The following is a 13,327-nucleotide window of genomic DNA, read 5'->3' on the forward strand; positions in this document are numbered from 1 at the left end:
TGCCGCTGCCGCGCGGCTCGACCTGACGGCCAGTCAGGCGCTTCGCCACGCGGCAGCGGCAACGCCCTTTCTGGATATCATGCCGCCTACGTAGAATCGATCAGAGGGTCCCTGGGTCATGAGCGACGAGCAGCAGAGCATCGAAGTCACGCTGGAACAGGTGTCGGATTACGAGTTCCGGGTGCGCTTCGACGACACCGCCATACCGGACCTGGTGACCGACGAAACCCCGCCGCTGGGCCATGACGCCGGCCCCAATCCTTCGCGCATGCTGGCGGTGGCGGTGGCCAACTGCCTATCGGCCAGCCTGCTGTTCGCCCTGCGCAAGTACAAGAACGAGCCGAGTCAGCTGGGTGCGAAAGCCAGGGCCACCTTGGCCCGCAACGAGCACGGCCGCTGGCGGGTGGTGCGCATTGCCGTGGAGCTGAGCCTATCGAACGGGGAAGCTGATCTCTCCCATCTCGACCGCGCGCTGGCCCAGTTCGAGGATTTCTGCATCGTCACCGAGAGTGTGCGCCAGGGCGTGCCGGTGGACGTGAGCGTGCGCGATAGCAGTGGAACCTTGCTGCACGCGGCCAAGAGCTGACTCGTAACACGGCTGTGGCAGACTCCGTGGCCGCTTGATCGAACAACCCCACTCAGGTGCCCATGTTTCAGAAGCCCATGCTCCAGAAGCTCACGTTCCCGACGCGCCGCGTTCTCGCCAGCCTGTTAGTCACTCTCGTCATGGCGCCTTCCGCTCACGCCTGGGGGCGCCAGGGCCACAACATCGTCGCGGAGCTGGCGCAGCGGCATCTGAGCCCTGGTGCCGAAGCGGCGGTCGAGCGTCTGTTGGCACCGGACCACACCAAGGCGTTGGCCGATATCGCGAGCTGGGCGGACGACTTGCGCAACGATCCGGCGCAGCAGGCGTTGTGGGACAAAACGAGCCGGTTGCACTACATCAATTTCCGCAGTGAGGCTTGCGATTACACGCCGCCGCGCGACTGCCCGGACGGGCTGTGCGTCGTGGATGGCATCTCGCACTACGTGGACGTGCTCAAGGACCGCAGCCAGCCGGATGCTGCGCGTCGCGAAGCGCTGAAGTTCGTGGTGCATTTCATCGGCGACATCCATCAGCCGCTGCATGCCGGCTACCGCGACGACAAGGGCGGCAACGCCTATCAGGTGCAGTTCAACGATAAAGGCACCAACCTGCACAGCGTGTGGGATTCCGGCTTGCTCGGTACGCATGGCAAGGATTGGCAGCCTTATGCGCAGGAGTTGGAATCGCGCGGCGCCGTGCCTCTGCCGCCGCCGATCGCTCCGCTGGACAACGACTACGCGCAATGGGCCGAGGAGTCCTGCCTCGCCACACGCAACATCTATCCGGAAGGGCACAAGATCGACCAGGCTTATGTGGACGCGCAGCTGCCGACAGCGGAGCTGCGCCTGCGCGAGGCCGGGCGCAGGCTTGCCGAAATACTCAATCTCGCGTTGACGGAAGGTTGAGCGGGTGGGTCGCCGATGCGGCGACCCATGCATCTCAGCGTGGGGCGCTACTGGTCGTGCCGATGTTCCGCTGCAGGAAGTCCAGCATCTTCTGATAAGCCTCCTCCCGATGTGCAGGCAGGAAGAAGCCGTGGCCTTCGCGCGATTCGACCAAGGTTTCGTAGTGCTTGCCGTACTGGTCGAGTGCCTTGGTGAACTCCTGAAAATTCTTGAACGGCACACGCTCGTCGTCCTTGCCGTGCAGTAGCAAGACGTCGGCCTTGATTCGCTCGGCGCCGTTCAGCGGGGAACGGCGCAGCAGATCGTCGCGATCTTCGCCCAGGGCCATCCGCAGGTAGGCCTGGCCTCGATCGGTCTTGTGCGTGTCGCTTTTGTCGATCTGCACGCGAAGGTCGTAAATGCCGGCATAACCGATCGCGCACTTGTACAGCTCCGGCTCGCGCACAACGCCTTCCAGCGCGGCGTAGCCACCGTAACTGGCGCCGTAGATGCAGATGCGCTGCGGGTCCGCATAACCCTGCTTGATCGCCCATGCGGTGGCGTCCGTCAGGTCGTCCTGCATGCCCAGGCCCCATTGCCGGTAGCCGAGGTGCTGAAATCGGCCTCCATAACCTATGGAGCCGCGGTAATTGATTTGCAGCACGGCGTAGCCACGGCTGGCGAACAGTTGCACTTCGTTGTCGTATCCCCAGGCATCCGCGATGCCGTGAGGTCCGCCGTGCGGCAGCACGATCAGCGGGTGCGGCGTGTTCCCCGCCGGTTGGGTGAGGAAGCCGTGCAGGTCGAGGCCGTCGCGGGCTTTCAGCTCGATCGGCTGCATCGGCCTCATCCGTTTCGGGTCGATCCAGTGTTTGGCGCTGGCGAGGTACTGAGCTTCGTGGCTGTCCAGGTCGAACAGGTAGAAATCGCCCGGATTGCGATCGCTGATGACGTGAACGATGGCGTGCTTGCCGTCGCGGGTGAAGCTGGAGAAGTACGCCAGCTGATCGGGGAAGTTGACGGCCAGGGCTTTGCTGAGCCGCGCTTCCTTACTGTCCTCGTCGAAATAGTGCAGCGCGCGCTTGCCGTCCTCGGTGACGACGGCGTAGTAGTCCTTGGCGTCGGCCGTCGGCAGCAAGTCGCCTGGGTCGGCGAACTGCCCCTGGTAGAGTCGCGTGCGCTTTCCGCTGGCCACGTCCATGAGTTCGATGGCATCGGGTCGTTCGCCTTGGGATACCCGCACGTAGAGTTGGCTGTTATCTCGATTGAAGCCGATGGGTACGATGCCCACCCTCGACTTGGCGGGATCGTTGACGAGGCTCCAGGGCGCGTCATTGTCCGCCCGCAGCCAAAGCACATCGCCGGTGGACTCATTGTCGGCATAGGCGACGCGGACCTGGCCGGCATGATCCGCCAGCAGATGGGCATTGAGTGCCGGTGAGGCGCCTACGCGCACGGTTCGTCCGGTGCGAACGTTGAGTCGCTCGATCTCGGTGTAGCTTCCCTTGGCCGCCTGGGTGTAATCGTTGATCGCGATCAGGATCTGGTCTTGCTCCACGGGCTCCATGCCGATGGGCGATGCGAAGGCGTAGCGGCTTTCGCGCGAGGTGATGTGCGTGCCGGTACTGCTGCTGCCCGCGCGATAGCCGAACAAGTTGATCTGATGGGTGCCGTCCGGGTCGATGGCGAACAGCTCGCCGGTCAGCCAGGGCGTATCCAGGCCATCGTGTTTTACCGCCATGGTCGCCACCAGACGGTTGTCGCCCACCCAGAAATAGTGGGCGATCAAGGCCTCGCTGCCCGAGTGCAGCACCCGTACGATCTTGGCGGTCTTGCCGTCGAGGACGGCCAGCAGATTTTCGTGCGGCTTGTCGGCGATGGGCACGACCGCGGCCAGATATTTGCCATCCGGCGAGATGGTCATCTGGGAAAAGTCCGCGGGCCGCACGAAGTCGTCGATGGGCGGGGTGCTGGATTTGCTGCTGGCATCGGCCGCGCTCTCTGCGTGCGCGGCGAGGCAAGTCAGTCCCGAAAGCAGGGTAGCGAGCAGCCACCGGTGTGATGTCGTCACGATGTCCTCCTTGGCAGTGGCATGGCTGGCGCTAGCCCGGACAGCGCTCCGGGCGTCCAGACGGCAATTTATCCCTGTCCGATTGCGGTGGGCAAACCTTGTCGGATTGGCGATCCGCATGCGAGTTCTGCGCCGGTGAGCCGAAGTGTTCCGGCTTGCTTTGAGGTCAGGAATGTTGCGTTTTGCAGATGAGGTTTTGCTGCGATGCGAAAGACTTGTTCCGGCGCCATGGCCTGCCTTTCCGACCCGCATCGGAGCACGTAAAGGGCCATAGCCGACATCCTCATCGAGTGTCTTTTTGATGCGTGGATGGCCTGTTGCTGTGCGGCGGCTTATTTGCGCGCGTGCCATACCAGTCATGTCGCTCGTTGCTATGACCATCGTCGACAAGTAATACCAGTTAGCTCAAGTGGTAGACGTATCGCCAGCAGCCGGAACGAGGTCGTGCAGGGTCAGAGAAAACATGCACGCAACCCCCCCTGGCGCAGCGAAACAGTTCTGCTAGCCTCGAATGATGACGAATGAAAATCCGCTGCGCCGCACCAAGATTGTTGCCACCCTCGGACCCGCCACGGACGTGCCGGGCATGCTCGAGAAAATCATCGCTGAAGGCGTGAACGTGGTTCGCCTCAACCTTTCGCATGGTCAGCCGGACGACCATCGTGCCCGTGCCAACGCCGTGCGTTTGGCCGCCGAAAAGGCTGGGTGCGAGGTCGGCGTGCTTGCCGACTTGCAGGGGCCGAAGATACGCATCGAGAAGTTCGCGAACGGTCCGGTGGAGCTTCGCGTTGGCGACAGCTTTGTACTCGATTGCAGCCCAGGCGCTGCTCCCGGTGACAGCACGCGCGTGGGTGTGAGCTATCACGATCTTCCGAATGACGTCGCCGCAGGCGATGTGCTGCTGCTGGACGATGGTCTGGTCGCGCTCACGGTTGAGAGCGTGGTGGGTGCCGAAGTGCGCTGCCGCGTGCTGGTGGCGGGCAAGCTGTCGGATCGCAAGGGTCTCAACCGCCAGGGCGGCGGCCTCTCGGTTGCAGCGCTGTCGGACAAGGACAAGGCGGACATCAAGTTGGCGGCCGAGATCGGTGCCGACTTTCTTGCCGTGTCCTTCGTGCGCTCCGCCGCCGATATGGATCAGGCGCGCCGTCTCCTGCACGAAGCTGGCGGCAATGCGGCGCTGGTGGCCAAGATCGAACGTGCTGACGCGATTCCCGTGCTGGGCGAAATTATCGATGCCTCCGATGTGGTGATGGTGGCGCGCGGCGACTTGGGTGTGGAAATCGGCGATGCCGAGCTGCCTGGCTTGCAGAAAAAAATCATTCGCGAATCGGTGCAGCGCAACCGCGCGGTGATCACCGCCACGCAGATGCTGCAGTCGATGGTGCGTTCGCCCATTCCGACCCGTGCCGAAGTGCTCGACGTTGCCAACGCGGTCATCGACGGCACGGACGCGGTGATGTTGTCGGAGGAGTCCGCTGCGGGTGCGCATCCAGACAAGGCCGTGGCTGCGCTACGCCGCATTTGTCTCGGTGCCGAGCGTCAGTTTGAGCCAAAAGAAGATCTGGCTACCGCCGGCCATCGACTGGATCGCACCGATCAGGCTATTGCCCTGGCTGCGATGCTGTTGGCCAGCGAACTGGGCGTGCGTGCCATCGTCGCGTTGACGGAATCCGGCGCCACCGCACAGTGGTTGTCCCGTTATCGCAGCGCGGTGCCGATCTATGCGCTGTCGCCGTTCTCCGACGCGCGCCGTCGCATGCTGATGTTGCGCGACGTGTTGCCGGTGCAGTTCACCCATGCCAGCGACCTGACCCCGGCGGCGTCGGCCCGTGAAGCGGTCCGCCTGCTGTTTAACCAGGGCAAACTGAGTGAGGGCGATCGGGTGGTGATGACCCACGGCGACCATATCGGCCGTGGCGGTGGCACCAACACACTCAAGCTGCTTTCGGTGGGCGCCGACGGCATGGTGGAAAGCCTGCGCGATCTGTAAACAATGGGCGTCGGCAACGGCGACTGACGCGCCAGCGGGCAGGCTTGCTGGCAGTGCGCCGCCGGTGTGTACCGCGGCTACACTGCAATCCCGTTCCCCGCGTGCCAGTGCAAGGAGTTTGCCCATGAAAACGATGCTTCGCCCCATGCTCCAAGGGCTTTGCCTGACCCTCGTCGCGGCCGCTGTCACCCCGGTGCTGGCACAGTCGCAGGCGCGCATGGTGGGGCCGGAACACCTGTCGGCCCACTGGATCATGCTCAACACCAAGGTCGATGCGGACATTCCCAATAGCGGCCGCAATTTGGATAAGCCCGTTTGCGCCGCGGTGAGTTATGAGATCGGTTCCGACGGCGTGCCGCGGGATGTGCAGCTGCGCAAAGTGGCGCCCGATAGCGATCTGGGCCAGGTCGCCGTGAGCATCGTCAAGAACCTCCGCTACGGCCCCTCCCTGACCAACCGGGGTAGTGAGCCGATCGCTACGTATTACGTGGTGCCGTTCAACACCACCACGATGGACCCCGCCCAGAAAGCCAAGCTGGTGGCCGCCTGCCAGTTGCCTGGTTACGCCCAGGACTGAATGACGCCCCCCAGAAGATGGGGCAACGGTTTTCCCGAACGGGCTATAATCGCGCTCTTTGAACCTGTCCGACCCGGCAACGGGGAGGCACCCATCATCTAGCGCGGCCCATGGCCGCCTCGTTCCACGGAGCCGTCATGAGCATCGAAGATCTCGAAAGCATCGCCCTGGCGATGGTCGCACCTGGCAAGGGCATCATCGCCATCGACGAGTCGACCAACACCATCAAGAAGCGTTTCGAGGCCGTCGGCATCGAGAACACCGAAGAGAACCGTCGCGCCTACCGTGAGCTGCTGCTCACCGCCCCGGGCCTGAACGAGCACATCTCCGGTGCGATCCTCTATGACGAAACCATTCGTCAGTCCACCAAGGACGGCGTGCCGTTCACCCAGCTGATGAAGAAGCTCGGCATCATCCCGGGCATCAAGGTCGACAAGGGTCCGCAGCCGTTGGCCGGCTTCCCGGGCGACGTGGTCACCGAGGGCCTTGATGGCCTGCGCGAGCGCTTGCAGGAATACGCCAAGCTGGGCGCCCAGTTCGCCAAATGGCGCGCTGTGATCAACATCAGCGAAGACAACCCGAGCTCCACCGCTATCGAAGCGAACTGCCACGCGCTGGCCCGTTACGCCGCGCTGTGCCAGGAAGCCGGCCTGGTGCCGATGGTAGAGCCGGAAGTGATCATGGACGGCGACCACAGCATCGAAGTCAGCTACGAAGTGCACGAAGCCGTGCTGCGCAGCTTGTTCAATGCGCTGTATGAGCAGAACGTGATGCTGGAAGGCTCCATCCTGAAGGTCAGCATGGTCATCCCGGGCAAGGACGCGGACGAGCAGGCCGACGTTGAAGAAGTGGCCGAAGCCACCGTGCGCGTGCTGAAGACCACCGTGCCGGCCACCTTGCCGGGCATCGTGTTCCTCTCCGGCGGCCAGACTGACGAGCAGTCCACCGCTCACCTCAACGCCATGAACCGCATGGGTCCGCACCCGTGGCCGCTGTCGTTCTCCTACGGCCGTGCCATGCAGCAGGCGGCGCTGAAGCTGTGGGCCAAGGACATGAAGGCGAACTACGCCGATGCCCAGAAGACTGTTGCCGCCCGCGCCAAGGACAATGGCCTGGCTGCACTGGGTCGGTGGAACGGCTAAGAGCGGTGAGTGCCGGCTTGCTGCCGGCTAGTAAGTCAGGCTGCTGCACAGCCTGAGAAGTTGCTCGCTGCGCAAGCCGTAAGGAACAAAAAAGGGCGCCGGCATACCGGCGCCCTTTTTGTTTTGCACTTGCTACTAACTGCCTTACTTCTTACGGCTCGCCATAGCGAGCGACTTGCCTTACTCAGAAACGATACTCGGCGCTGACCGACACCATATCGGTGCTCAGGTCCACATGGTTCTTCTTGGCGTTGAAGTAGTCGTAGTTCAGGCCCACGCTGACGTTGTTGGTGAAGCTGTAGCCGAAGCCCGCGCCTGCGTACCAACTGGTGTCGCTGAGGCTCTTGCGGATCGGGTTGACGTCGTTGCTGAGCCCGTGACCTGTCCAGCTGTACACGCCGCCGCGGCCGCTGATGTACCAGTTCTGGTCGATGTTGAAGCGGGCATTGGCGCCGGCCGTCCAGCCGTGCAGCTGGCTCTTGCCACGGTCGACTACCGGGTTGCTATTGAAGATGTTCTTCGGGTGGATGTTGCCCAGGTCGTTGTAGCCCACCTCGGCGCCCAGCGCGAAATTCGGGGCCAGCGACCAGCGGTAGCCGCCGTTGAGGGCGTAACCGGTGTCATGGTCGTCGTACGGACCCTTGTTGATGGAAGTGCGGCCCACATTGCCGTTGATGAAAAAGCCGCCGTTGTCGCTGGGCGCGTTCTGCGCGAAGGCGGTGGGGACAGCCATCAGGCCGGTGGTAGCAAAAGCGAGGGCGAGTAGTGTCTTCTTCATGGAGAGTCTCCTGTTTTTTGACAAGGTCGGTCGCCGGCCGGGTTGGGGAAAGGGCTCGACGCCGCATGCCGCCATGGGGGCTATGGGCGACACAGGACCTTAGATGGCGCTCGCATGAGAAGATTCAATACTGATTAGTACACTATTAAGTTAATATTAAGTTTTATGGCAGGTTTGTGATTCCAAAGACAAACCGGCAGGACTGCCGGTTTGCACTGCATAAGCTGCCCGCAGGGTGAGGGCCAGGGACGGCCCGAATGAAAACGGGCGCCAAGGCGCCCGTTTTGGTGGTGCTGCACGTCGCTGGCGATCAGAAACGGTATTCGCCGTTGAGCGACACGATGCCGGTGGAGCGCTTCAGGCCGCTGACTTCCACGCCGGTGGCGTTGTCCTTGATCTTGCCGGTGCTGACCTTGAAATAGTCATAGTGCACGCCGACGCCGAAGTGCTCGTTGACGTCCCAGCCGGTGCCGACACCCGCGTAGTAGCCGCCGCGGCCGGAGTTGCCGCCGCTGCTCAGCCCCAGATTCTGGCCCAGGCTGTTGCTGTAATTGTTGTGGTTGTCATTGCCGTGGAAGTAGCCGCCACGTGCGCTCAGGTACCACTGGGGAACCAGATTGATGCGGCCATTGGCGCCAACCAGCCAGCCGCGCAAGGCATCGGAGGTGGTGCGCTGGTTCACGTCCTGCGAGTTGAACACGTTCTTGACCCGGAAGTTGCCGAGGTCGGCGTAGCCCAACTCCAAGCCCAGGCCCATGTCCTGGCCGACCTTCCAGCGATAACCGCCGGTCAGGCCGTAGCCCGTGCGACGGCCACGATCACCGTGAAGGAAGTTGAAGCTACCGCCGTTGCTGCCGAAACCGCCGTTGCTGTTGCCACTGGTGCGGCCGACATTGAGGTCCGTGAACCAGTTGCCGCTGCCTACCGGCTGATTGGACTGATAGTTGCCATTGGCCGCGGAGGCGTCCTGGGCGAAGGCCGGGATGGCGACAAAGCCGGCGGAAATGAACGCAAGGGCAAGTAGTGACTTCTTCATTGATTGTTCCTCTTCTTGGGGCGCGCCGCGTGCCGTGGATTTAGGGGGAAGGGCAAGCGCGGTCGGTCAGGCCTTTGACAACCTGAAAGAGGATTAGAGCGGGGCCAGCCTGAAGGGTTTCAATACTGGCTGGTGTAATATTAAGCCCGAATTAAGGCCAGTCTTTTCTGACGACAGCAGGTGGACGATCGGCGACAATGGCTGTTTTTCGCCGCCGCCTGCCCCCGGAGAACCACCTGATGACCACCCGCCGCGAACTCGCCAACGCCGTCCGCGCCCTAGCCATGGATGCTGTCGAGGCCGCTAAATCCGGCCATCCCGGCATGCCGATGGGCATGGCCGACATTGCCGAGGTGTTGTGGAACGATTTCCTCCGCCACAACCCGGCGAACCCCAAGTGGTTCAACCGCGATCGCTTCGTGCTCTCCAACGGTCACGGTTCGATGCTGCAATACGCGCTGCTGCATCTGACCGGCTATGACCTGCCGATGGATCAGCTCAAGCGCTTCCGCCAGCTGCATTCGAAGACAGCCGGCCATCCGGAAGCCAGTGAAACCCCTGGTGTGGAAACCACCACCGGTCCGCTGGGTCAGGGCCTGGCCAATGCGGTGGGTTTCGCGCTGGCCGAAAAGGTGCTGGCGGCGCGTTTCAACCGCCCGGGCCACGACATCGTCGATCACCACACCTATGTGTTCCTCGGCGACGGTTGCCTGATGGAAGGTATTTCGCACGAAGTCGCCTCGCTGGCCGGCACCTGGCAGCTGGGCAAGCTGGTCGCTGTGTACGACGACAACGGCATTTCCATCGACGGTGAAGTGCATGGTTGGTTTACGGACGACACTGCCAAGCGCTTCGAAGCCTATGGCTGGAATGTGATTCGCGGCGTCGATGGTCACGACGCCGAGGCGGTAAAGAAGGCGATCGCCGTCGCCACTGCCAAGAGCGACAAGCCGACCCTGATCTGCGCTCGCACCATCATCGGCTTCGGCGCGCCGAACAAGCAGGGCAAGGAAGAGAGTCACGGCGCCGCGCTGGGCAAGGACGAGATCGCAGCCGCCCGCGAGCAGCTGGGCTGGCATTACGCGCCGTTCGAGATTCCGGCCGATATCTACACCGGCTGGGACCACAAGGCCGCGGGCGCTAAGCGCGAGCAGGATTGGGATACGGCCTTTGCCGCTTATGCCGTCGCCCATCCGGAGCTGGCTGCCGAGTTCAAGCGCCGCCTTGCCGCCGAACTGCCGGCTGATTGGGCCGAGAAGTCGCAGGCTTACGTGGCCAAGATGCAGGCGGAAGGCCCGGAAGTGGCCAGCCGTAAGGCATCGCAGATGGCGCTCGAAGCCTTCGGCCCGCTGCTGCCGGAACTGATCGGCGGCTCGGCTGACCTCGCCGGCTCCAACCTCACCAAATGGAAAGGCAGCCTGGACGCCGCCAACGGCAATAGCGCCGACGGCAAGGGCAACTACATTTATTACGGCGTGCGCGAGTTCGGCATGAGCGCCATCGCCAATGGCCTGGCGTTGCATGGTGGCTTCATTCCGTACGACGCCACCTTCCTGGTGTTCTCCGACTACGCACGTAACGCCGTGCGCATGAGTGCGCTGATTCCGGCGCACGCCATCCACGTCTATACCCACGACTCGATTGGCCTGGGCGAAGACGGCCCGACCCATCAGGCGGTGGAGCATCTGGCCAGTCTGCGCTACATCCCGAACAACCAGGTGTGGCGCCCGTGCGACGCGGTGGAGTCGGCGATGTCATGGAAAGTGGCGATCGAGCGCAAGGGTGCGCCGGCCTGCCTCATCTTCTCGCGCCAGAACCTCAAGCATCAGCACCGCACCGAACAGCAGGTGACGGACATTGCCCGAGGTGCCTACGTGCTGTCCGATCCACAGGACACCACGTTCAAGGCCATCCTGATCGCCACTGGCTCGGAAGTGGAACTTGCGATGGAAGCCGCCCGCACGCTGGCGCAGCAGAACGTGCCGGTGCGCGTGGTGTCGATGCCATGCACCGAAGTGTTCGATGCTCAGCCGCTGGAATATCGCGAAGGGGTGCTACCCGGCTGGTGCCGTGCACGTGTGGCGGTGGAGGCGGCGACTGCTGACTTCTGGAGCAAGTACGTCGGCCTGGATGGCGAAGTGGTTGGCATGACCACGTTCGGTGCCTCCGCGCCGGCGCCGCATCTGTTCGAGCACTTCGGCTTCACCGTGGCTCACGTGGTGGATGCGGTGAAGCGAGTTATTGGCTAAACCCTCGCGAAAGCCGAGCCAGAAACAAAAAACGCCGCGATCGTCGCGGCGTTTTTTTATAGGAGCGCACCCTGTGCGCGACCGGCCTAGGTAGCCATCATGCAGCGGCGCGCAATCAGGGTACGGTGGTGGTCAGCAAGGTGCTGAGATGCGCAGGATCGCGCGCGATAGCGCTGGCCCCCGCTGCTTCCAATTCATCGCGACTGCCAAATCCCCATAGCACCCCAATGCCACGCACGCCATTGGCCACCGCGCCATCGATATCGAAATGGCGGTCGCCAATCATCGCTGTGTTTTCCGGAGGTGTGCCGAAGTCGGCCAAGGCAGCGGCGATCATCGTCGCCTTCTCGCAATGCGGGCTGCTCGGGTCAGGGCCATAGACGCGGCTGAAGACCTGGCCGAATGGCAGCGCTTCAATGATCGGCGCGGCATGCCGATACGGTTTGCTTGTCACCACCGCCAGCGCATGGCCGGCGTCGCGCAGGCGCTCGATCATCGCTTCGATGCCGGGATACACCGTGTGCTCGCGCCAGCCGATGGCATGGAAGCGGTCGTGGTAATGCTCCACGGCGGCTTCGATGCGCACGGAGTCGTGGTCTAGCAGCGGTGCGAAGCTGTAACGCAGCGGCGGGCCGATCCAATGCCGCAATTCGGCTGGGGCCGGCACACCCAGTTGCTCAAGGGCGTGCCGGACGCAAGTAGTGATGCCCAGCTCAGAATCGATCAGAGTGCCATCGAGGTCGAACAGGCAAAGCATCGGCGAGCGACTCACTTCGTGGCGCGTGCCTTGAGTGCGGCCACTGCCGGCAGTTCCTTGCCTTCGAGGAATTCGAGGAAGGCGCCGCCGCCAGTGGAAATATAGGAGACGTCTTTTTCGATGCCGTATTTTTCGACAGCAGCCAAGGTGTCGCCGCCGCCGGCAATAGAGAACGCGCTGGACGCGGCCACGGCGCGGGCCAGTGTTTCGGTGCCCTTGCCAAAGGCGTCGAACTCGAACACGCCGACCGGACCGTTCCACACCACGGTGCCGGCCTTGGCGATCAATTCCGCGTAGAGCTTGGCCGTTTCAGGACCGATATCGAGGATCATCTCGTCGTCCTTCACCTGGTCCACCAGCTTCACTGTGGCCGAGGCGTGCGCGGAGAACTCCGGCGCCACTACCACGTCTACCGGCATCGGCACCTCGGCGCCGCGGCGCTTGGCGTCGGCGATCACCTTCTTGGCGGCGTCGAGCAGGTCCGGCTCGTACAGCGAATTGCCAACCGAATACCCGGCCGCGGCGATGAAGGTATTGGCAATGCCGCCGCCAACGATGAGCTGATCCACTTTACCGATCAGGTTTTCCAGCAGGGTGAGCTTGGTCGATACCTTGGAACCGGCGACGATAGCCAGCAGCGGGTGAGCCGGGTGCCCCAGCGCCTTGCCCAGCGCGTCCAGCTCGGCCGACAGCAGCGGGCCGGCGGCGGCGATCGGGGCGAATTTGATCACGCCATGAGTTGAGGCCTGGGCGCGATGCGCGGTACCGAAGGCATCCATCACGAAGATGTCGCACAGCGCGGCGTACTTCTTCGACAACGCTTCATCGTCCTTGCCTTCGCCGAGGTTCATGCGGCAGTTCTCCAACACCACCACCTCGCCATCAGCTACGTCGACGCCGTCGAGGTAGTCGGCGACCAGGCGTACTTGGTTGCCCAGTTTTTCGCCCAGCCATTGCGCCACCAGGGCCAACGACGACTCGGCGTCAAACTGGCCTTCCTTCGGGCGGCCCAGGTGCGACAACACCATCACCTTGGCCCCGGCGTCGCGGGCAGCCTTGATGGTGGGCAGGGATGCGTCGAGGCGCTGGGTGGAGGTGATCCGGCCGTTCTCGATCGGTACGTTCAGGTCTTCGCGGATCAACACGCGCTTGCCGCGCAAATCAAGATCGCTCATGCGGATGACGGACACAGCGGAACTCCCAGGCTTGAATAACGTAGAGGCGATGGAGGGACGCCCGAAGGCGCGAACCGCTTAT

The 13,327-nt window shown here is 63.0% G+C and carries 11 protein-coding genes; 6 read left to right on the forward strand and 5 right to left on the reverse strand.

Translation table 11 applies throughout. From position 1 onward, the window contains the following. Positions 1-118: 118 nt before the first annotated feature. Positions 119-586, forward strand: a complete 468-nt coding sequence (locus tag OUZ45_RS10105) for an OsmC family protein (protein WP_266169913.1) — start codon at positions 119-121, stop codon at positions 584-586. Positions 587-648: 62 nt separating this feature from the next. Continuing rightward, a complete protein-coding gene (locus tag OUZ45_RS10110; RefSeq protein WP_323137545.1) occupies positions 649-1,491 on the forward strand; it encodes a S1/P1 nuclease in 843 nt (280 codons plus the stop codon). 34 nt (positions 1,492-1,525) lie between these two features. Here the strand turns inward: OUZ45_RS10110 and OUZ45_RS10115 are convergent, their stop codons facing one another. Then, on the reverse strand, positions 1,526-3,541 hold the full coding sequence (locus tag OUZ45_RS10115) for an alpha/beta hydrolase family protein (protein ID WP_266169914.1): 2,016 nt from the start codon (positions 3,539-3,541) through the stop codon (positions 1,526-1,528). Between the two features lie 514 nt (positions 3,542-4,055). On the opposite strand from OUZ45_RS10115, the gene pyk reads away from it, so the two are divergent. From pyk to OUZ45_RS10130, 3 genes are all read left to right on the forward strand, one after another. Further along, positions 4,056-5,531 (forward strand): pyruvate kinase, encoded by a 1,476-nt coding sequence (pyk, locus tag OUZ45_RS10120; protein WP_266170074.1) that lies wholly within the window; start codon positions 4,056-4,058, stop codon positions 5,529-5,531. A gap of 124 nt (positions 5,532-5,655) precedes the next feature. Next, positions 5,656-6,108, forward strand: coding sequence for an energy transducer TonB (locus tag OUZ45_RS10125; protein ID WP_266169915.1), 453 nt, complete (start codon positions 5,656-5,658; stop codon positions 6,106-6,108). Between the two features lie 137 nt (positions 6,109-6,245). Next, entirely contained in the window at positions 6,246-7,250 is a 1,005-nt protein-coding gene (locus OUZ45_RS10130) for a class I fructose-bisphosphate aldolase (protein WP_266169917.1), read from the forward strand. A 184-nt stretch (positions 7,251-7,434) separates the two neighbouring features. Here OUZ45_RS10130 and OUZ45_RS10135 read toward each other — a convergent pair whose 3' ends face one another. Then, entirely contained in the window at positions 7,435-8,028 is a 594-nt protein-coding gene (locus OUZ45_RS10135; protein ID WP_266169918.1) for a porin family protein, read from the reverse strand. Positions 8,029-8,338: 310 nt separating this feature from the next. Then, on the reverse strand, positions 8,339-9,064 hold the full coding sequence (locus OUZ45_RS10140; protein WP_266169919.1) for an outer membrane protein: 726 nt from the start codon (positions 9,062-9,064) through the stop codon (positions 8,339-8,341). Positions 9,065-9,303: 239 nt separating this feature from the next. Between OUZ45_RS10140 and tkt the strand changes: the two genes are divergently transcribed. Further along, positions 9,304-11,313 carry a transketolase gene (tkt, locus tag OUZ45_RS10145; protein ID WP_266170075.1) on the forward strand — a complete coding sequence of 670 codons (2,010 nt, stop codon included), beginning with the start codon at positions 9,304-9,306 and terminating at the stop codon, positions 11,311-11,313. A gap of 115 nt (positions 11,314-11,428) precedes the next feature. Here the strand turns inward: tkt and OUZ45_RS10150 are convergent, their stop codons facing one another. Together OUZ45_RS10150 and OUZ45_RS10155 are read right to left on the reverse strand one after the other, a co-directional pair. Continuing rightward, positions 11,429-12,070 (reverse strand): HAD hydrolase-like protein, encoded by a 642-nt coding sequence (locus OUZ45_RS10150; protein WP_266170076.1) that lies wholly within the window; start codon positions 12,068-12,070, stop codon positions 11,429-11,431. Positions 12,071-12,081: 11 nt separating this feature from the next. Beyond that, positions 12,082-13,260: a phosphoglycerate kinase gene (locus OUZ45_RS10155; protein WP_266169920.1), complete on the reverse strand. Its 1,179-nt coding sequence runs from the start codon at positions 13,258-13,260 to the stop codon at positions 12,082-12,084. Positions 13,261-13,327: the final 67 nt, after the last annotated feature.

It is taken from the genome of Dyella subtropica (assembly GCF_026283965.1).
GTDB lineage: Bacteria > Pseudomonadota > Gammaproteobacteria > Xanthomonadales > Rhodanobacteraceae > Dyella_D > Dyella_D subtropica.